This window comes from Chitinophaga sp. W3I9, from assembly GCF_050434025.1.
GTDB lineage: Bacteria > Bacteroidota > Bacteroidia > Chitinophagales > Chitinophagaceae > Chitinophaga.
In genome coordinates this window covers 5538997-5559177 of sequence record NZ_JBNPWC010000001.1, presented here as the reverse complement: position 1 = coordinate 5559177, position 20181 = coordinate 5538997, and the positions used below count along the sequence as shown (strand labels likewise).

The window sequence follows — 20181 nt, the reverse complement described above, 5'->3', positions numbered from 1 at the left end:
GTTTAAAATAAGCATCTGATCTGCCAATTGTACACCAGTTTATCCGGGTTGTTTTCAATAGCGGGTTTGCCGGCCGTAACGGTCACTTCACCCAACCGGGTATTGGAAGGTTGTAAGGTGATGTTTACCACCGTATCACGACGAATGCTGAAATGCAGCGTGGCGGCCTGGTAGCCGGCAACAACGGCATTCAGTACGTATTCGCCTGCAGGCAGCCTGGTAAAGCGGAAGCTGCCGCTGCTGTCTGTTTGCAATACCTGCTGCGGATCCCCGGGTAACCGTTGAAGGCGTACAATGGCATAAGCAACGGGCGTATGAGATGAATTGTTCACTGTGCCTGTAAGTACCGCCTGCGCATAAACGCCGTTGCTGATAATACTTATCAGGAAAAAATTAATCAGAAATTTCAAAGATGTGGGTTTTACTGATAATAGATCGGAGCTAAGATAGAAAAATGAAAAAGATGAATAAGGATAAGTGGTTCCGGTAAATCAATGATTTTTTACAATTCGGGGTTTTGCGGGAGAGATACTTTTGTAAAAAGAAAAGCAAATGAAAACCGTTCATCTCACGATATACCTGGTAACTGCACTGCTGCCAGCGATATCATTTTCACAGGGAAAAAGCATTCATCAACAAAAGGAATTTAAAATAGCTGACATGGAAAAGAACAAAGCCATCATACAGGAATTATATGAAAATGTCATGAACAAAAAAGACATGCGCCTCTTGCCGTCCATTGTATCCGAAGCGCATACCGGTCCGGAAGGGCACAAGGGTGTTGACGGGTTTACTGCCCCCATTGCGCCACTCATCGCCGCTTTCCCGGACATTCAATGGAAGTTATCGTCACTGGTATCAGACGGGAATAAGGTAGTGGCGAAATGGACCTGGTATGGCACACAAACAGGGCCGTACAAAAACATTCCTGCTACCGGCAAAGCTATTCATATCAACGGCGTAGCCATCTATGAATTCAAAGATGGAAAAATCATCGCATCAGAAGTACAGACCGACCGCCTCGGGTTTTTAACCTCGCTGGGCGTATTACCCGCGGATATTGCCTCGGCGCCGGTAAAAGAACAGGTACAGTTCATTGATAAATTTCTGGTGCCTGCTGCCGGCATCGCGGAATTCAAACAGCGGGTGGCGGTGAACCGGCACTTCATTAAAACGCTCCCCGGCTTTATTTCAGATGCTGCCTATGAATATTTTGATGAGCAGGACAACCTGGTGTATGTTACCATTGCGCAGTGGGAAAACAAAGCGGCGGTAGCCAACGCCAAAGAACAGGTGCAGGCGGAATACAAAAAAGAAGGATTTGATATGCCGGGCATGATGAAACGCCTGGGAGTGACTATGGACAGGGGATTGTACACCCGCGCAACAGAATAGCAGCGGCAATAAAAAGTAAAAAAGGTGTGCAGCGTACTGCGCACCTTTTTTTGTGTATCCTTTTAATATCTGTTTACAATTGTTTAAAATCCGTTGACAGGTTACTGTAAAAAGATGTGTTAACTTATCTACCTGAACAACCAAAACTGCATTGATTAGCAACTGCTTCACCAGGAGCAGTTGCGCATGATTGAAAACCCGAAACCCCCTTCATTCACTCATCTTAAAAAAAAACGTATGAAAACTTCATTGTTTGCTGCGGGCATTTATTGTGCTGGGCATACTGTTGGGATGCGAAAAGAAAAGCGCTCCCGGCGGTGATCTTCAACCTGTTTCCGGAAAAAATAACCTGCAGGTATTAGCCACACCACCCGTCACCTGGCAGGAACATTGGTTTGAACACCAACAGCTGCTTAACCGCGTTTTTTATGATACCAGCGTAGCAGTTTATTTTGATAATGATGTAAACAGCAGCATTACCTGGCCCAACACCTACCTCGCGCAGGTATGGAACTATACCAAAAGCACTTACGGTGCTTTTGGCGACGATTCCCGCCTCTTTGTAATCCTGCACTCCGGCAAATATTCCGGTGGGCATCCGTCTACGTATATGGATGCCAGTCATGATTACCGCAACGTAATAGATGTAGGCTCCTCCGATCCCAATGCCTGGATCTCCGGTGCAGGCAACGACATTGACCTTACCACCCATGAAGTGGGGCATATTGTGGAAGGCGCTTCCAAAGGCGTACACGGCTCCCCGGCGTTTGGCATCTGGCACGACAGCAAATGGATGGAAATCTACCAGTACGATGTGTACCTGGCCCTGGGCCGCAGTGCCGATGTAACCCGCTGGTATAACATGAAGATCACCCAAACAGATGCTTATCCCCGCGCAGGCACTTACTGGTTCCGGGATTGGTTTTATCCAATCTATACTAACTACGGTGGTGTAGCGCCACTGAATAAATTCTTCGCACTGCTGGCGCAGCATTTTCCCAAACAAACGTACAATAACGGCATCACCACTTACCCCGAATACACCCGCGGCCTTAACTTCGGGGAATTTGTACATTACTGGAGCGGCGCTGCCAATAAAGATCTGAAGCAATTGGCCCTCACTGCCTTTGGCAATAAAGATGAAGGGGGCAACGACTGGACCGCACAGCTGAAGCAGGCAAAAACGGATTTCCCGGGTATCACTTATCCTTCGGACGACATCACCGGTTCGGGTACGATTACCGTGAGTAAAGAAAACAATGGTGGCGCCTCCGCGGCAGAAGGCTCCTTGAAGCTCACCGATAATGTATACAGCACCAAACTATTTGTGAATGCGGTGCCCGCTGATTTTAAAATGCAGCTGCAGTTTGCCACCGGGCAAACCGTGAAATCATATACCCTTACTTCCGGTAACGACGCTACAGACCGAGATCCTAAAAACTGGCAGCTGAAAGGCTCCAATAATGGTACTACCTGGACGGTACTCGATACCCAAATAAACCAGGTGTTTGGCGCCCGGAATCAAACCAGGCAGTTTGCCATTTCCAATACTACGGCATATAAATATTATGCCGTGTATGTAACCGCCACCAATGGTAGCGTGGATTTCCAGCTAAGCGAGTGGAGATTATTCAAGTAAATAACAGAAGGGCTGTTGCTGTAAAAAGGAACAGCCCTTTGTTTTCGTATACAGGTGGCCGTTATCCCATATCCTCAAACCGGCGCAATATTTCTTCCAGTTGCTTCCGGCTGAGATCAATGTTCATCCCCTGCGGATCCAGGATATTTTTGGACCTTAGTTCTTTCAGGGTCCTGTTAAAACTCCGGATCGTAATACCCAGGTAAGATGCCATATCCTTTTTGGGAATAACAATGTCTTGTTCCGCTTCCAGCGCCAGCAACCGGAGCAATGCATATTCTACCGGGTATAGTTGCTGGTAAGACGCGCGGATACAGGTTTGGCGGATACGGATCACCAGTTCTTCCAACATCAGCCTGTTGAACTCCGTATTGTTAACCAGCAGCCAGCTAAACAAGGTATGCGGAATGGCATATGCTGTTACGGGCGTAATGGCTTCAATATTACACAGGCATTTTTCTTTCCTGATGCCTTCCAGGTCGCCGGTAATTTCACCCTTTCCCAGGAATTCGAAAATATAGTCTTTCCCGTTATCTTCTTCAATATAACATTTTGTAATACCTTCCCGGATAATATAAACATGACTGATGGTACCACCCTGGCGGATGAGCCGCGTGCCGGCAGTAAAGGTTTTAATGGCCACTGCTTCGCCCTCCGCGCTGCTGGCGGTGAATTGTTCCATGAAATGAAGAAAAGCAGGATTGGTCCGTAACATACTTTTAAGAAGTGGGACAAATGTCCCGTTTTATAAACTGCCGGGTTCTATTTTTGCATCCGGAAAAACGTAAAAATAACAATGATCTCTGACATTAGCGTGATCGCATTCGATGCCGACGACACCCTTTGGGTAAACGAGCCTTACTTCCAGGAAACAGAAGCCCTTTTTTGCAGCCTGCTGGAAGATTACCTGCCGCATCATACCGTATCGCAGGAGCTGTTTAAAACGGAGATGGCCAACCTGGAACTCTATGGTTATGGCATAAAATCTTTTATGCTTTGCATGATAGAAACCGTGCTGCGCGTATCCGAGAATACTGCCAGCCCGGAAGTTTTCCATAAGGTGCTCCAGTATGGAAAAGAAATGCTGGATAAGCCCATTGTGCTGCTCGATGGGGTAGAAGAGGTGCTGCAGGCGCTCTCCGGCAAGTATCGCCTGGTAGTGGCTACAAAAGGCGATCTGCTGGACCAGGAACGCAAACTGCGGAAATCGGGCCTGGAGCATTATTTCCATCATATTGAAATTATGAGCGATAAAAAGGAACGCGACTATCTTAAATTAATAAAGCACCTCGATTGCAAGCCGGAAGAATTCCTCATGATGGGCAACTCCCTGAAATCGGATGTATTGCCGGTGCTGGCACTGGGCGGTCATGCTATCCATATTCCGTACCATACCACCTGGCAGCATGAACACATCGATCATACAATCGAAGATCCCCGTTTTTATGAGTTTACTACAATGGCAGATATCCTGCCGCACCTGATATTATGAAACAATTATTAGATCTGGACACCTGGGCGAGAAAGGAACACTTTAACTTCTTCCGCCAGTTCGAAGAACCTTTTTTCGGGATCACCACCGACATCGACTGCACCACTGCCTTTAACAACGCCAAAGCCAGCGGGGACTCCTTCTTTTTAAGCTACCTGCATAAGTCGCTGGCAGCCGCCAACGAAGTTCCCCCTTTCCGTTACCGCATAGCCGGTGATGAAGTGTGGGTGTATGACCAGGTAGATGCATCGCCTACCATTAACCGGCCCGACGGTACTTTTGGTTTTGCATATATGAATTTTTATGAAGATGCAGCCGCATTTGAAGCCAGCAGCAAAGCAGAAATTGAAAGAGTACGTCAGAGTACAGGATTGATACCAGCTGTGTCGGGAGAGAATGTGATTCATTATTCCTCCCTGCCCTGGATTAACTTTACCGCCGTATCTCATGCGCGGAGTTTTTCATTTAAAGATAGCTGCCCTAAAATTACTTTCGGTAAAGTAAAAGAAGTGGGCGACCGGAAAATAATGCCTGTATCTGTGCATGTGCATCATGCATTGATGGATGGATTCCATGTGGCGCAGTTCCTGGAAGGGTTTCAACGAAGGATGGAAATGTCTGCCCTGTAGGCGAGCTCACTTTCCTTGCCCTTCTCAATTTCTTACCTCTATTTGTAGCAATTTGGCAACACTCCCGGCCCGCCTTTTATTTTAAAACTCCCTGCCAGCAATCACTTCCGGTCAGGCAGCCTTTTTGCGGTACCTCCCGCAAATTCAGACACATCATTTTTAAAAATCATGCTTTATGAATAAAAAATTGCTGGTCCTGGGAGCAGCTGCGTCTGCTGCCGCCGCATATTTGTTGTATAATAATACCAAAGTGTCCATTCCTAAGGGGGCCAAAGCTGTTTCTCCTTTTGACATACAAAAATTCCTTGGCACCTGGTATGAAATCGCCAGGCTGGATTACCGGTTTGAACATTATCTCAGCAATGTTTCTGCCACCTATTCATTAAAGGAAAACGGGGAGATAAAAGTGGACAATAAGGGTTATGATACTAAGAAATACCGTTGGAAAGAAAGTGAAGGTAAAGCTGCGTTTGTGAGTACACCTGACGAAGCCCGGTTAAAAGTATCTTTCTCCAGACCGTTTTACGCCGGGTATAATGTCATTGATATCGACGAAAAATATCAGTATGCCCTGGTGGCCGGCAACAACCTGAACTATATCTGGATTTTATCGCGTACCCGGACTATCCCCGAAGATATTAAAATCCGTTTCCTGGCAACCGCCGCCGCACTGGGATATGATACCGGCGCCCTCATATGGACCAAACATGATAGTTATGTAGGGCCAAGTTGAGGCAGTGGATAAAATAAATTAGGATTTACTAAAAATATTAGTATTTTTGTTTCAGAAAGCAAATGAATAATGTAAGAAAGCCTTGAGAACCATGCTGTAGTGGCCATCAGGGCTTTTTTATTTTATATAAGTACTAACTATCTTAGTATCTTTCCTGGAAATGTTAAATTCAGCTCATGCATAATCCCCTGGCGCTGCTCTCTCCGGAATTAGTGATGTCTTTAACAAAGCATGGATTTGTTGCTTTCGTAAGGCAAAGTTATCCGCGTGGGAAAGATCATTTTGATACGGATGCCATTGAAACTTTTCTCATTACCCCCTATAAGCATCTTGCACTGGCAAATGAGCACCTGCAACATATTTCAGCGGATTATAGAAAAGGCATTTACCATACCGCTAACCAGGAAGAGATGATGAAACTGATGACTGCCGCTTCACAACCTAAAGGATATAAAGTGTATGTAGCGTTATTGAAAGTCCGGAAATGGAAAGGAACCGCGCAGCTGGAGGAGAAATTAAAGCGCTACCTGCAAACAAACACCAAATGGAAAGTAAAAGATGGCGCCATAGTGGCCGATCTCTACCTGCATTATGGAGAACTGATGCTGAAGGTGGTAAACCCAATTGGAGAAATCAGGTTGCCTTTGAGTGAAGTAGAAAGACTTTAAAACAGGGTACCGGTGTAAAATCAGCCGGCACCCCGGTGAAACAGTTAGCAGTCGAAAGTCCTGATTACCGTAGTGGTAGGATGAGTGATCTTTTTCTGCTGTTGATCGGTGGATGTAATACCAGCACTTAACCTGGCCACTTTAATAGTGCCCAGTTTCATTTTTTGCTCATTCTTCTTTTTCATACCAATATGTATTTAGTGAGTAATTGCTTTGAGCTGTTTTTTAGAGATGGCGATCATGGATTCATAATACCTGCTGAGGAAATGATAGATCACCAGTTCATGTTTACGCTGATTGGATAACAGGATCCTGTTAAGGAACATGTGAATGTAGCTGCAAAGGAGATCGTCGCGGTTGGCGAGCTGTATGCCTGCAAGCTGTTCCTGTATATGAGCGGAGCGGGTTTGAAAGCAAGCCACGGCCGCTTCAATACCCTGTTCGCTGTCCTGCATAGGATCAAGTATACTGCTCACTTTCCGCATTTCTTCCCGGTATTTGTCGTTGAGTTGTACTAGCAAGGACTTTTCACCACCAAATTCTTCGAAGAAGCTTTTCTGGAGCATTTTCAATAAGGCCGATTTGGCTGGAAGCGTATACCCGAAATCATTCAGCAGCATGTCCACCCCTCTCAATGCCAGCATCCAGCGGTAGTTTTCACCTTCTTCTTCTTCCAGGAGATCCAGTATACTGATGACGCATGTACTGTCGTAATGAAACACCGCTTCGCTAAACAGCATGGTATCTGCGCCGTAGCGTTCAATTTCCCTTTCGTAGGTATCTGTTTGAAGCCGGTGTATGCTATCGGTGGGCAGTGCGGCGTGCAATCTTTCCAATACGGTGCTCCAGAAATGTGGATTAGTGCTGTGGTGGAACCTGATCCGCAGGTGATGTTCGAGATCGGTGTACCGGATAAAAAACCACTGGTCAATGATGTTTTCCTGCATCAGTTCCTGTGTTAACGGCAGGATCTTTTCTTTCAGGATATTTTCCGCACTCCGTGTACCGGCGTATAGTTTAACATACAGCCATTCACTGCCGGTACTGAATTTTCGTACAGGCGTACCGGCAGGTGTGGTAATTATTTGGTTTGTTTGTTTGTTTTCTTTTTCGGAAGATATGTTCCTGAGTGGAATAATAAATTCGTTGGTATGCGCGCCATCGGGGCCGTTGATCCAGCAATTTCCGGGTGTATGGAGGAACTCCTGCAGGGTTACCTGTTCTTTTTTCAGCAGGGTGGTTACCAGCAGATGCACCGCCACTTCATTTTCAAGATCGGCTGGCAGTTCATTGTCTCCTTCCTTTACCACTACATAACGGGGGAGCCCCAGCTGGGCGCTGATGTCCCGGAAAATTTCCGTATACTTTTCCGGGGTTGCTTTAGCCAGTGCGGGGTATGATTTTTTGTGCAGCATCCAGGTTCCTTTGCTGAGGATGATGTTGCCATACTGCACGCGCGGATAGAAGGAGACCTCGCCGGGTATCTGCCAGTGCCAGCCAATGCCGGTATGATAGTCCTGGAATTGCAGATCGCACAGGAATTTATAAACCGGTAGTCCCTGCCGGTAATTATGTGCGGTGCTGAGGCGTGGTACAATAATTTTATTCAGTTTCCTGGAGCGCAGCACTACCTTATTACGTTGTACACTCACCATCAGATCGGAAAGGTGCAGCTGATATGCTTCCGGGGCGAGGCTATTGGCCAGGTATACAATTTCGTACTCCCGTAACCGTGGCCGCATAAGAATGTTGCCTGTCCGTGATTCCGGCAGGTGAATAATTTCAGCATAGATCTTTTCCGGGTCGCTGGCTTCTTCCGCTTTTAAACAGGCTTTTACATGGGCGGCCAGTTCTTCATCACCATGACAAAACCTTCCCAGCAGGTTGGCGGCGGAAGGGCCGCTGCAGCCATTCATATCGAAGAGGTAGTCGCCGTTATCGATAGCTGCGGCGCTGTTGCTCAGTATGCTTCCCATCAGGTACATGCTGTGGGGGAGGGAGGGTGTTTCTTTTTCCCGGAAGCTTTCGAGGTGCTCGCGGGTGAGGGTGATCACCTTTTTGTTTTCCTTCAGGCACTGATGAAGCTGTTGCAGCTGAAAGTCCTGCAACTTACTGCGGGGGGCGGCAGACGTGGTATTACGTGGTGGAAGGTGTAAATTATCTACCAGCGGCGTATGGTCTGTATTGCTCTGGCTATGGGCGCCATAGCCGATACCGGCTTCACTGTCCAGGGCCAGGCTGAGCGGAATTTCCTGTTCTTCATACCGTTGCCGGAAGGCATCGCAAAACTGCCGCAGGTCGCTGTTGTTATCGTTGCTGGCCAGTTTCCACAACTGCGCTACCTGGGCGGACAATTCATTGATAACGGTATGGCTCAGGGTATTTTTTGCGGTTGAAAGAAACAGATCTGTTTGTACCAGGTCTTTGTTACTGGTTTCCGTGAGCAGCGACTGCACCAGCTCATGGGTGGTGGTATACTTGCCGGTGCCTGTCTGTTGCAGGTTAAGCATACCTTGTATGGTTGTCAGCAGTGCGGTTGTTTCGGTGGTATGCTCCAGGTTTTTTAACCGGTTCACCAGGTGGCTAAAAAACTCGTCACCGGTAACGGTGGGCTCCAGTTCACTTACCAGCAGCTGGTTCTGCAATAGTTCTTCTGTGAAAACTTCAGCATCTTCTGCGCTGATGTCTTCTTCTTCACTTACAATGCTGTTGCGTATGTCCGCCAGCGTGGCGCCGTTGCGGGCTGTTTCCAGCATTTTTTCCAGGTAGCTGCTATAATTTACAGCGGTGAGATAATAATTGCGGACCTTATTTTTAACGCTGTAGGCCGCATAGCGATATTGGCTGCCGGCAGCATACAAGGAGTTGTTGGGATAATACAGCAGTTGTTCCCGGATGGCCGGTATGGCAGTAATGGCGGCGGTAAGCTCTGCCACATAGTTCATGTCGAGGCGGCAATGTTTTTTATGCAACTGTTTATCATTCAGTTGAATAGCCGTATGATCCGATAATCCGCCGGTGGCACAGCCTGCAAAGAGACCGTAAGGCGTGCATCTGCTGCTCATCCGCAGGAGGTAGCGATACAGTGCTGATGCCAGTTTCTGGTTGTCGCTGTCGGTGGCCAGCCACTTCTGCAACTCCTGGTATAATTCCGGGGAAGCAATATAAATAGCTTCCTGCAGGAACTCATCCCGGAAAATAGCTTTGATAACAGGAGCGAGGGAGGCTTGGGAGATATGGTGTAACTGAGTGACAATATTCACCGGTAATAGCGGTGTTCTTACCACATAGAAGTTTTCAGCTCTGATCATGGCGCAAGGTCAACATTAAAAAAATGAAGGTAATTTTTTCTGCCACAGTATAGTATCACGTAAAACCGGTAAAAAGGATGTTTAAACATCTTTATGTGAAAAATCACGTTTTTACGTGATCCCTATATTCTCACTTTCTACCTACATTTATCATCAATCCTGTAATCTTATAAAACCTGTATTTCGAATGACCCTATTATATGAACCTGCCAAACTTATTGTCTATTTATTTTTTCAACCATAAACATTTGCGAAATGAGAAAAACACCTGTAAAGAAATTGGCCCTCGGTAAATTAAAAGTGGCTAAACTCAGTATCAGCAGCCAGGAACAGGCCGATGGTAAAGCACCTACATATACCGGCTGCAGCCTGTTTATGAAATGTACTCCACCTATTTCCAAAGATCCTTGCTTCTAATTAAACTGAACAACCATGAAAAAATCCGGTAAGAAACTGAGTCTCGGTAAAATTAAAGTGGCCGACCTCAGCAAAGTCAATAATGACAGCAGGGGAGCTGCTCAATTCATTCCATCACTGGCCTGTGTTCCAAGTGTTAAGATCACCTGTCTTAGCCAGGGTGCACCTGTATGTAGTGAAGACTCCTGCATTTTCTAATTTCATCATTGTACTGTTAAAAAAATTGTGTCATGAAAAAAACATCAGGCAAAAAACTCAGTCTGGGTAAAATAAAAGTGGCCAGTCTTTCCAATGCAACAGGACAACAGATGGCGGCAACCGTCGGCACCTGTTCCGTTCTGTGTTCGCTCCGGATTTGTACTGACAACATCAGCCAGGGCGCTCCTATTTGCAGCCTCGACTCTTGTCGCTACTGATCAGTAACTGATCGATAATTTTCACAGCAACCTGACTGTATGGCAAAACATGTATTGCAGTATGCATACGTGTTTTGCCATTATATATTTATAACGGCAATTTATTATATGGATCAACAGCAAGAGGCTACATCCGCGCTGCAAAGGATCTGCGCAGCGCTGGACCCATTTATCCTGGAAGATACCAATACCAGCCTGCTGGGGGGATATACCGGCGTGGCCTTGTTTTATGCCTACTATTATCAGCTCACCGGTAAGGAAGAACACCTGGACAAAGTCCATTACATCATAGAAAAATGCCTGCAGGCATTATCTGAAGAGCCCATGAATGGTTCTCACTGCAGCGGAATTGCAGGCGTATCCTGGTGTATTCAGCACCTGGGCGCCATGGGATTTATTGAAGCCGATGATACCGAAGATACCTTTGCAGACATCGATCTGCTGGTAGCAGATTTTATGGCGTCCGAGTTAGCGGAAGGAAGAAATGATTTCCTGCATCATGGCCTTGGCACGGCACTTTATTTCCTGGAGCGGCTGCCGGCTGCCACTGCAGTTGCCCAACTGGAAAACCTCGTGGCTCACCTGGAAGAAAGCGCCATCTCGTTACCCGGCGGCATTGCCTGGAAAGATCATTTCTCCAGCAGAAGCCAGCAGCATCCTGATGAAGACCTGTTTAACCTCGGACTGGCACATGGTGTTCCTGCCATCATCTCCGTACTCGCAAGGTGCTATGAAAACGGGATTGCAAAGGAACGTGCCGGCAAGCTAATCAACAACAGTGTTCAATGGTTGCTGCATACAAAAAATACCGCGGCAGAAGCCACGCATTCACGCTATCCTACTATTGTAAATGCCGTCAATAAAGTAATGGGCGACGCGCACAGCAGGCTTGGATGGTGCTATGGAGATCTTGGTATTGCCATCACATTGCAGGGAGCCGGCAAACGTTTAAATAGAACCGATTACCAGGAGGAAGCTCAACAGCTGTTTAAACACATTGCCACACACCGGAATGTAAAAAATGGCGCCGTGCACGACGGTTGCTTATGTCATGGCAGCGCAGGCATTGCCCATATCCTGCAACAGGCCGGACTGGCCGGTGGTGATACCGCTTTATTGAATGCCTCCCGCTATTGGCTGCAAAATACCCTGCAAATGAATACCTGGGATGATGGGCCTGCCGGGTATAAATTTTATCATCATCCCGATTATATTAACAGTCATAATGTATTGGAAGGTATTGCGGGCATCGGGCTGTCGCTGATCAGTTTTGCGGATACCTCTATCAAACCGGCATGGGGAGAATGTATGCTGATAGATTAAACTTGTCTTGATTTTTTTACTATATTACATACATAGTAAATGAGCATTTCAGTTGTTCGCCCGATATTATTTATGCCATCGCATACAGACGTTACAGCAAACAGAAAAACCATGATCCGTTTATATTTCGTTGATGATCATCCATTGATACTCGAAGGATTGCGATCTTTACTCAGTATGGAAAAAGATATTCACTTAGCAGGTGAAACCAGGAACGGAATTTCCTGTCTTCGCTTCTTAGATCAGCACACTGCCGATGTTGTATTACTGGATACCCTGCTGCCTGATATCAGTGGGGCAGAACTCTGCGCCAGCATTAAAAAGCGGTACCCGGATATTGCGGTACTGGGATTGAGCTATCATAAAAACGACATCGGCATTGCCGGGATGCTGGACAGCGGTGCAAGCGGCTGCCTGATGAAAAATGCCGATAAGGAAGAATTGCTGCGGGCAATACACGACGTATATTCCGGGCACACCTATCTATCGGCAGAATTAAAACAGTCGCTTAAAAAAGACCTGCTGCCGTTACATATTACCAAAAGGGAAAAGGAAGTATTGTGGCTCATTGCCAACGGTCATACCAATCATGAAATTGCAGAGAAGCTGTTTATCAGTTCAGATACGGTAGATAGTCATCGCCGGAACCTGCTGGGTAAATTCAATGCACGGAATACCGCGATGCTCATAAAATGTGCCGTGGATAATAAAGTGCTGATTTAAGCCAGGCTCGTGCATATAACCAGGGATTTTCGTCACAGCAGTGGCGCGTATTTTTTACATCCTGTAGAGATTTTTACCAGAAAAATAGCTAAAAACCGTCCTTTTTCACTGGCACGATTTTTCGACATTTATTATCAGATGTTTCAGAATGGGGTGGTCTGGTAAAACAGATCTGAGATCATACTCAAGCACCTGATCTGGGTAATGCCAGCGTAGGGAAAACGAAACAACTAACAGCTCCGGCCACAACCGGAGCTTTTTTATGCCTTTACGGCTGGTAATGACAACAGCGGGATATTGGAATCGTACGCCAGCTTTTTGGAAACGCTACTATGGAAGAAAGAGGCTACTGCGCCCAGTTTTTTAGGCACCACAATGATCATGGAGGAATGGTGGGTATTGGCGTATGATAAAATACCTTCTACTGTATTATCTGTATTAATATAATCGAAGGCTGCATTGTACTTATCAAAAATTTCATGTAAACTGGTAATGGATTCTTTTGTTTCTACAGTATAGCTGTTACCGGCTGATTTATCTACGTTGATGACCTGCACAGCGGCTCCGGGAAAGGCATCCAGGAACTCATACAGCTGATGCGCCGGTATGGATGCATGGTCTTTCAGGTCGGTAGTAAATACCACAGAATTTATGGGTTTACCAATCAGCGTGCTGTTGGGAACAATAAGTACCGGCACGCTGCTTTCCTGGATCATCATGGAAGTAGTGCTGCCCAGTAATAATTTCTCCAGACCGGAACGACCGGAAACACCCATCACCACAATATCTATTTCTTCACTCTTGCAAAGCCCGCTGATGTGTACGGGAAGTGAAACATCTTCCGCCATCAGGTCGATCCTTACATTTTTTACGAGCGCTGACAGGCGATCCTGTTGCAGGCCCAGGTTTTCCATACTTTCGAGATATATCTGCTGATCATTGGTGGTATTTGCTACGGGTAAATCAGTACCTATAATAGTGCTTTGGTAAGCATGATACAAAACGATCCGGCTGATTTGAAGCGGATTTACCAGCTGCGCTGCATATTCTGTAGCCCGGAAAGCATTTTCTGAAAAATCCGTCAGGATGAGCATTGTTTTCATATGCATGTGTTTTGGTACAAACAGATTAGTACGAAATTACTGCCAATAACTGGATGAACAATTCAGACAGGCTTATGTTCAGCGAAAATTAACAATCGGATGGAGATGCAATGTTCATTTTTGTAAGAAAAGTGTTCATTTTTGAACAAAAAGGAGCCGGTTTGGTTTTAAAAATTCGCTATGGTACGGGCTCTTCTACGTGGCATTCGTTTTGGGCACCAGGTATGTCTATTTAAATATATATCGTCGTTATTCATACAATTATGATCAGCAACTATTTTAAAATTGCCTGGCGGAGCCTTTCCAGGAGTAAAATGTACTCTTTGATCAATATCATTGGTCTGACCGTCGGTATTGCCTGTTGTATCCTTATTGTGTTATATGTGAAAGATGAATTGTCGTACGACCGATATCATAAAAATTACCATCAAATTTACCGGGTACTGCATGCGTACCGCGAAAAATCTGCTCAGAAGTTACCCCCGCCAGTACCGGGAGAATACCAGGTATGGGGCAATGCGCCAGTAGCGCCGGCTTTACAGGCAGATTTTCCGGAAATAAAAATGACAGCCAGGTTCACCAGCCCGATCACCCTGTTACTGCAACATGGCGATAAACGGTTCCAGGAAAGCAACCTGACATTCGCTGATTCTACCATGTTTGATATCTTTAGCTGGAAGCTGATATATGGTAACCGGGAAACGGTGTTAAAGGCGCCTAACAGTATTGTACTTACCGAGAGTACTGCAAAGAAATATTTTGGAGATCGCAACCCGGTAGGGCAGGTGTTTAAAACCGATCAGGATAATCCTTTAACAGTTACGGGTGTGATGGAAGATGTGCCTTCCAATTCTCACTTTACGTTTTCAGGATTATTGTCGATGAGTACTTTTTATCGCTTCAGGCCGGAGATCTTTAATGAATGGGGATACGTTGACTTCTACACTTATTTCTTACTGAACGAAAATGCTGACATCAACATGATGCAGGGAAAGGTGCCTGAATTTTTAAAACGGCATATTCCCAATGAAAGCAACTATGCTATTGCTTTTGAACCATTGAAAAACGCTTATCTGCGTTCGGAGGCAATGCGGCAGCCCGGAGCTACCGGAAGTTTGTCAAATGTGTATATTTTTTCGCTGGTAGCCGCTTTCATTCTTTTCATTGCGGCTATCAATTTCATCAATCTTACTACGGCGCGGTCTATGGAAAGGGCAAAGGAGATTGGCGTACGAAAAGCTGTGGGAGCGCATCCGCAGAGTTTAATCCTGCAATACCTTGTTGAAGCTGTGGTGATTTCCATGTTAGCTACTGTGCTGGCGTTTGCGTTGGTATTTGTTCTATTGCCGATGGTGCGTAATATATCCGGAAAGCCATTGCCGTATGTTGACTTGCTGTCGTGGCAGATGATATCTGTTTTAATACTGGCGCCTTTTTTTGTAGGGATTCCCGCGGGTATTTACCCGGCGTTGGTGCTGTCCCGTTTCAAGCCGGCCCTTGTGTTAAAAGGAAAATTTCATTCCTCCGGGAAAGGTATCCAGCTGAGAAAGGGCCTGGTGGTATTCCAGTTTACTTTATCCATTGCACTGATTGCCTGTACAGCGATCGTATTTTCCCAGCTGGATCATTTGCGGTCGCATAACCTGGGTTTCCGGCAGGACCAGATGCTGGTAATTGACTATGGTGGCGATAATGAAGTGAATAAGAACATAGAAGCTGTAAAGGCCACATTAGCCAATAACCCGGCGGTACTAGCCGTATCAGCTTCCCGTGCAGTACCAGGAGAATTTTTCCCGAATGCCACTACTTTCGTCGCCTCCCGAAGTGGCGAAATGCAACCTTTTGCCCCGGGGCTGTATGAAATAGATGCGGACTTTCTACCAACATATGAAATAAAGATGGCCGCCGGCAGAGCATACTCCCGTGATTTCCCGGCAGACCTGGAGCAATCGATGATCATTAATGAAGCTGCTGCGAAACAATGGGGCTATGCCAATCCGCAGGAAATTATAGGGAAGAGCTTTGAACAATGGGGTCGTAAAGGTACCGTTATCGGGGTAGTAAAAGATTTTAATTATCAGTCGCTGCACAAAAAAGTAGAGCCGCTGGCGTTAAGAATGGCGCCCTCCGATGCGTTGAACAGGCTTTCCCTGCGAATTAAAACAGCGGAGATAAACAAGACCATCGCAGGGTTGGAACAAACATGGAATCAGCTGGAACCACAAAGGCCATTCAAATACAGCTTCCTGGACCAGGCTTTCAATGAACAATATCTGAAAGACCTCCGTTTCGGGGAAATATTTGCGGCTTTTGGCACACTCACTATATTCATTGCCTGTCTTGGTTTATTTGGCCTGGCCACTTTCTCCACCGAAAAACGCCTGAAAGAAATCGGTATCCGCAAGGTGCTGGGTGCGTCCATCACGAGTATAGTCGGCCTGCTATCCGGCGACTTTATTAAACTGGTATTAATTGCCATCCTGATAGCTACACCGCTGGGCTGGTGGGGCATGCATCGCTGGCTGAATGGATTCGCCTACCGGGTAGATATCCATTGGTGGACATTTGGCCTGGCAGGACTGGGGGCGGTGTTTATCGCTTTACTTACCGTAGGTGTGCTGGCGCTGAAGGCCGCGAGGATGAATCCTGTGAGGTCGTTGAAGGCGGAGTAGGGGTACAAGTTAATGATAGCTTACCCATTTAATTCCTAACAGGCCGCGGTGTTCTTCTTTATTCAGATAATCTCCATCTTTAAACCGCTTGTATAAGCTGAAGGGAACGGTTTGCCGTACAGGCAATACATTTGTAGGGAGTAATTCGAGCTGGAAACGCTCCCTGAAAGGCACTGCTGCGCTGTCACGTCCCTTCCACTTATCCATTACGAGGTAGTTTACACTATCCTTGCCTTTGTAAGGACCATAGTCTTTAACGCCATAGTAGTCATTTGCGGGAACGATCTGCCAGCGCGTGGGGCCGGTCATACTTTCCGCGGGCAACAGGTAAAAGTAATAGATGTCTATTTCGCTGATATCCGGATCGTTAAAGACATGAGTAGTATGATCGCTGCGGGTGATGTAATATCTTGTAACCGTGGGCGTAGAGAAGTCGAATGCATAATTAAGGGCAAAGAAAAAAGGAATGATGTAAAAGGCCAATGTTCGCAGCAATGCCCGTTTGTTATGTTCATGTACTTTTGTTGGAGCGGGATCCTTACCAAACAAAAGATACCAGCCTATCGCAGGTGCAATGATGATGAGTATCCACCAGAAATAAGAGGTAGTGTAAATCTCAAGTACGTGTGCTAACACCAATACATACAACACTGCTATGCCGGCAAGGATAAAAAAATGGTTGACTACTCCCAGCTTCGGGTAGCCGGCGAAAAAAACGTCCATTTCCGTTTGCTGCCACGCATGAAGAATATACCTGATCACCGGTAATAAAAAAATGACAACAATAAGATATCTAAACGTTACAGACAACTGGTCTGTGAACAAAAGAGCGATACCCAATACCATCCGGGTGATGGCAGAAAAGCTGACCCGGTACAAGAGGTTCTTCATTTAAGATTATTTTCTGTTATTCTCTGTTTGGAATAACACAGGGCTAACATGTTAATCTATATTTTAGCGATAAAATTACAAGATTATATCGTAAATGTGTAGATTTTATGTGTTGATGATTATTGATGTTGGAATAGATGCGTTGCTCTGATTTTTATTATATTTATAATCCAAATTATTATTCACCTCAAAATAACTGACTACAATGGAGGCCTTATTCGCTTTACTTTCACGGCTAGGTCCTATTTCTGACGACTTGAAAGTTGAAATATCAGGTAGGCTACAGTTTGCTGAGTTTAAAAAGAAACAAACAATATTAGAGCAAGGGAAGGTTTGTGATCATCTGTTCTTTGTATCAAAAGGGCTGTTAAGGGCTTACTATGACAAGGACGGAGAGGATGTTACAAGTTGGTTCATGATGGACAACGATTTTATTGTATCGGTTTTATCCTTCTTTGAACGAACTAAAAGTCATGAAGCAATTGAGGCACTGGAAGAATGTGAACTGGCGTACATTCATTATGATGATCTCATGTATCTTTATGCGCACTCCCTCGAGTTTAATATTATCGGACGAAAGCTTACTGAATATTATTACTGTAGAAGTGAAGAACGTCTACTCGCAATGAGAAAGCAGAAGGCGTCTGACAGATATGACTTTCTGCTGCAGAATCATCCGCAATTAATCAAGAGAGTTCCATCGGCATATATTGCCTCTTATCTTGGGATTTCAAGGGAAACTCTCTCAAGAATAAAATCTTCATCAAAAATTATTTATTGACATTTGTCACACGACGGTTCAAAACAAATCCCCTAATTTTGATCCCGAAGCGCTAAATAATTACTAAACATTATCAAAGCAACAAATCCATTATCTGTTAAAAAACGAAATCCCGTAGTCGCTACATTCATTATTTATTTCCGGTTGACAGGACATTGATTCAATACCATATATTGAAGGAGGCAATCGCATGGAATAAGAATTTCATTCATCCATTAAATAACCCAACCAACCACCCACTTTGCCACTTCCGGTTGCATGGGCGCGCAATCAAGTGGTAGGCTCTCCCTTTCCTCCATCCATTTCAGGGTGGGGGAAAACGGGAAGCTGTTCTTCTCCCTGATTTACATCCCCCCGCAAAACCTCGTTAACAAATTGATCACTTCCGGTGTTATAAAAGGACGATACCCTGAAAATAACATCTCCCTCATTATTAAACCACACATATGAAAGCTATCAGGAACTTTACCATATGGTTATTGTTTATTTCCTTTACTGCAATACAACCATTTGAGGGCCTTGCTCAGGAAAGGAGACGGGGAGGAGCTGCACCAGCAAGGAACAGGCCCGCACGTACACCTCAGAAAGCACCCGCCAGAACCCGCCCTGCACAAACAGCACGACCCACGCAAACAGCAAGGCCCACGCGGCAGCAAACACGACCGGCCAATCGACCGCAAAACAACACCGTTAACCGGAATAACATTAACCGGAATAATAACTCAGGTAACCGTGTCAATAACTCTGGCAACCGCGTGAATAATAGTCGCAGAAACGTAAATATCAATGTCGATAACAGCAGGGATATCAATGTACATAACAACCGCAATACGGTCGTAAGGCGCAACAATATCAACACCTACCGCAGACCGCCATATGCTTACGGCGGACGAAGATATTATTCATACCATCCTTACTATTACCACCCCTACAGGCCCTATGCATGGGGACCAGTATGGCATCCGTGGGGATTCTTTATCGCCACACTGGCTACTACCGCCATCATTGTGAGCATCAATAATGCAAAGTATCATTATGACCAGGGCGTGTGGTATCAGCAGGCCAATAATGGCTACACTGTTGTACAGGCGCCGGTGGGAGCTACTATCACTACGGTGCCTTCAGGCGCGCAACCGGTAGTGGTAAATAATGTTACTAACTATTATTATGGCGGGGCATATTACGAGAAAGATGGCAGCAAGTATAACGTTGTATCTCCACCTGCGGGAGCCGTTGTGCAAAACCTGCCCGCCGGTGGCGAAGAAGTAAAAATAGGAGATCAAACCTACGTCAAAGTAGGAGAAACCTATTACCAGCCGGTAAATCTCGACGGCAAAAGCCAGTATGAAGTAGTACAGGTAGAAGACGGTGCACAATGAAAAATTTCTTCCACTATATAAAAATAACCATTGTAGGAGGGTTGTTGTTACTGATTCCCCTGTTTGTGCTGATAGCAGTAATTGTGAAAGCAGGTAGCCTCATAAAGCGGGTGGTGGTCCCCATTGCACACAAGCTACCTGTTCAGGTCCCCGGCATCGGGAAAGAAACGCTGCTAACCATCCTCATTCTCCTGCTGCTTTGTTTCCTGGCAGGGATCTTTATGCACACCGGCATTGCCCGGCGTTTTAAAAGGATCCTGGAAGATGATATCCTGGTACATATTCCAGGATATTCTTATCTGCAGGCACTCTCCACCGACAAACTTACCAGTAGCCAGGCTTCTAACTGGAAGCCGGCTGCTGTGCTGATAGATGGTAATGAAGTGATTTGTTTTGTGGTAGATGAAACAGAACACTACTGCTCTATATTCTTTCCTTCGGCGCCCACTCCCTCTTCTGGTACCATCTGTGCCCGGGAGAAGCAGGATGTCCGTTACCTGCCTATCAGTGTATCGGAAACTATCACAATAATAAGGCGACTGGGAAAAGGCAGCGCCGCAGTACTGGAAAAAATAAGAAATACCTGAGCTTCCTGGCAAACTATATTTG

General features: G+C 45.8%; 21 protein-coding genes. 15 read left to right on the top strand and 6 right to left on the bottom strand.

The window, feature by feature from the left end; all coding sequences use genetic code 11:
* Nucleotides 1–2 precede the first annotated feature (2 nt).
* Nucleotides 3–410 carry a carboxypeptidase-like regulatory domain-containing protein gene (locus QFZ51_RS22435; RefSeq protein WP_429049090.1) on the bottom strand — a complete coding sequence of 136 codons (408 nt, stop codon included), beginning with the start codon at nucleotides 408–410 and terminating at the stop codon, nucleotides 3–5.
* Between the two features lie 142 nt (nucleotides 411–552).
* Here QFZ51_RS22435 and QFZ51_RS22430 point away from each other — a divergent pair, with 142 nt between their 5' ends.
* Together QFZ51_RS22430 and QFZ51_RS22425 are read left to right on the top strand one after the other, a co-directional pair.
* Nucleotides 553–1395, top strand: coding sequence for an ester cyclase (locus QFZ51_RS22430; protein WP_429049089.1), 843 nt, complete (start codon nucleotides 553–555; stop codon nucleotides 1393–1395).
* Between the two features lie 253 nt (nucleotides 1396–1648).
* Nucleotides 1649–3034 carry a hypothetical protein gene (locus tag QFZ51_RS22425; protein ID WP_429049086.1) on the top strand — a complete coding sequence of 462 codons (1386 nt, stop codon included), beginning with the start codon at nucleotides 1649–1651 and terminating at the stop codon, nucleotides 3032–3034.
* 61 nt (nucleotides 3035–3095) lie between these two features.
* Here QFZ51_RS22425 and QFZ51_RS22420 read toward each other — a convergent pair whose 3' ends face one another.
* Complete coding sequence (locus QFZ51_RS22420; protein ID WP_429049084.1) at nucleotides 3096–3749, bottom strand: Crp/Fnr family transcriptional regulator; 654 nt, start codon at nucleotides 3747–3749, stop codon at nucleotides 3096–3098.
* Between the two features lie 81 nt (nucleotides 3750–3830).
* Here QFZ51_RS22420 and QFZ51_RS22415 point away from each other — a divergent pair, with 81 nt between their 5' ends.
* From QFZ51_RS22415 to QFZ51_RS22400, 4 genes are all read left to right on the top strand, one after another.
* Nucleotides 3831–4526 (top strand): HAD family hydrolase, encoded by a 696-nt coding sequence (locus QFZ51_RS22415; protein ID WP_429049081.1) that lies wholly within the window; start codon nucleotides 3831–3833, stop codon nucleotides 4524–4526.
* Nucleotides 4523–5155 carry a CatA-like O-acetyltransferase gene (locus QFZ51_RS22410; RefSeq protein ID WP_429049078.1) on the top strand — a complete coding sequence of 211 codons (633 nt, stop codon included), beginning with the start codon at nucleotides 4523–4525 and terminating at the stop codon, nucleotides 5153–5155. Before QFZ51_RS22415 ends, QFZ51_RS22410 begins: the two co-directional genes overlap by 4 nt.
* 175 nt (nucleotides 5156–5330) lie before the next feature.
* Complete coding sequence (locus QFZ51_RS22405) at nucleotides 5331–5888, top strand: lipocalin family protein (RefSeq protein ID WP_429049075.1); 558 nt, start codon at nucleotides 5331–5333, stop codon at nucleotides 5886–5888.
* 176 nt (nucleotides 5889–6064) lie between these two features.
* Nucleotides 6065–6556 (top strand): hypothetical protein, encoded by a 492-nt coding sequence (locus QFZ51_RS22400; protein ID WP_429049073.1) that lies wholly within the window; start codon nucleotides 6065–6067, stop codon nucleotides 6554–6556.
* A gap of 44 nt (nucleotides 6557–6600) precedes the next feature.
* On the opposite strand, the gene QFZ51_RS22395 is transcribed toward QFZ51_RS22400, so the two are convergent.
* Both QFZ51_RS22395 and QFZ51_RS22390 read right to left on the bottom strand, forming a co-directional pair.
* Nucleotides 6601–6741, bottom strand: coding sequence for a hypothetical protein (locus tag QFZ51_RS22395; RefSeq protein ID WP_370912034.1), 141 nt, complete (start codon nucleotides 6739–6741; stop codon nucleotides 6601–6603).
* A 12-nt stretch (nucleotides 6742–6753) separates the two neighbouring features.
* The gene (locus tag QFZ51_RS22390) at nucleotides 6754–9867 is read right to left on the bottom strand and encodes a lantibiotic dehydratase (RefSeq protein WP_429049071.1); all 3114 of its coding nucleotides are present in this window, start codon (nucleotides 9865–9867) and stop codon (nucleotides 6754–6756) included.
* Between the two features lie 255 nt (nucleotides 9868–10122).
* Here QFZ51_RS22390 and QFZ51_RS22385 point away from each other — a divergent pair, with 255 nt between their 5' ends.
* The 5 genes from QFZ51_RS22385 to QFZ51_RS22365 all read left to right on the top strand — a co-directional run bounded on the left by QFZ51_RS22385 (nucleotide 10123) and on the right by QFZ51_RS22365 (nucleotide 12746).
* Entirely contained in the window at nucleotides 10123–10284 is a 162-nt protein-coding gene (locus QFZ51_RS22385) for a hypothetical protein (protein WP_159454461.1), read from the top strand.
* Nucleotides 10285–10299: 15 nt separating this feature from the next.
* On the top strand, nucleotides 10300–10482 hold the full coding sequence (locus QFZ51_RS22380) for a hypothetical protein (RefSeq protein ID WP_370912036.1): 183 nt from the start codon (nucleotides 10300–10302) through the stop codon (nucleotides 10480–10482).
* A 32-nt stretch (nucleotides 10483–10514) separates the two neighbouring features.
* Entirely contained in the window at nucleotides 10515–10700 is a 186-nt protein-coding gene (locus QFZ51_RS22375; RefSeq protein WP_429049067.1) for a hypothetical protein, read from the top strand.
* Nucleotides 10701–10808: 108 nt separating this feature from the next.
* Nucleotides 10809–12023 (top strand): lanthionine synthetase C family protein, encoded by a 1215-nt coding sequence (locus QFZ51_RS22370; RefSeq protein WP_429049065.1) that lies wholly within the window; start codon nucleotides 10809–10811, stop codon nucleotides 12021–12023.
* Nucleotides 12024–12134: 111 nt separating this feature from the next.
* A complete protein-coding gene (locus tag QFZ51_RS22365; RefSeq protein WP_429049064.1) occupies nucleotides 12135–12746 on the top strand; it encodes a response regulator in 612 nt (203 codons plus the stop codon).
* Between the two features lie 260 nt (nucleotides 12747–13006).
* Here QFZ51_RS22365 and QFZ51_RS22360 read toward each other — a convergent pair whose 3' ends face one another.
* Nucleotides 13007–13849 carry a universal stress protein gene (locus QFZ51_RS22360; protein WP_429049062.1) on the bottom strand — a complete coding sequence of 281 codons (843 nt, stop codon included), beginning with the start codon at nucleotides 13847–13849 and terminating at the stop codon, nucleotides 13007–13009.
* A 263-nt stretch (nucleotides 13850–14112) separates the two neighbouring features.
* On the opposite strand from QFZ51_RS22360, the gene QFZ51_RS22355 reads away from it, so the two are divergent.
* Nucleotides 14113–16521: an ABC transporter permease gene (locus QFZ51_RS22355; protein ID WP_429049061.1), complete on the top strand. Its 2409-nt coding sequence runs from the start codon at nucleotides 14113–14115 to the stop codon at nucleotides 16519–16521.
* 9 nt (nucleotides 16522–16530) lie between these two features.
* Here QFZ51_RS22355 and QFZ51_RS22350 read toward each other — a convergent pair whose 3' ends face one another.
* Nucleotides 16531–17412, bottom strand: coding sequence for a hypothetical protein (locus QFZ51_RS22350; protein ID WP_429049060.1), 882 nt, complete (start codon nucleotides 17410–17412; stop codon nucleotides 16531–16533).
* A 205-nt stretch (nucleotides 17413–17617) separates the two neighbouring features.
* Between QFZ51_RS22350 and QFZ51_RS22345 the strand changes: the two genes are divergently transcribed.
* The 3 genes from QFZ51_RS22345 to QFZ51_RS22335 all read left to right on the top strand — a co-directional run bounded on the left by QFZ51_RS22345 (nucleotide 17618) and on the right by QFZ51_RS22335 (nucleotide 20159).
* Nucleotides 17618–18193 carry a Crp/Fnr family transcriptional regulator gene (locus QFZ51_RS22345; RefSeq protein ID WP_429049058.1) on the top strand — a complete coding sequence of 192 codons (576 nt, stop codon included), beginning with the start codon at nucleotides 17618–17620 and terminating at the stop codon, nucleotides 18191–18193.
* Between the two features lie 446 nt (nucleotides 18194–18639).
* Nucleotides 18640–19572, top strand: a complete 933-nt coding sequence (locus QFZ51_RS22340) for a DUF6515 family protein (RefSeq protein WP_429049056.1) — start codon at nucleotides 18640–18642, stop codon at nucleotides 19570–19572.
* Entirely contained in the window at nucleotides 19569–20159 is a 591-nt protein-coding gene (locus QFZ51_RS22335) for a hypothetical protein (RefSeq protein ID WP_429049054.1), read from the top strand. The genes QFZ51_RS22340 and QFZ51_RS22335 overlap by 4 nt, the downstream gene beginning before the upstream one ends.
* The last annotated feature ends 22 nt before the right edge of the window (nucleotides 20160–20181 follow it).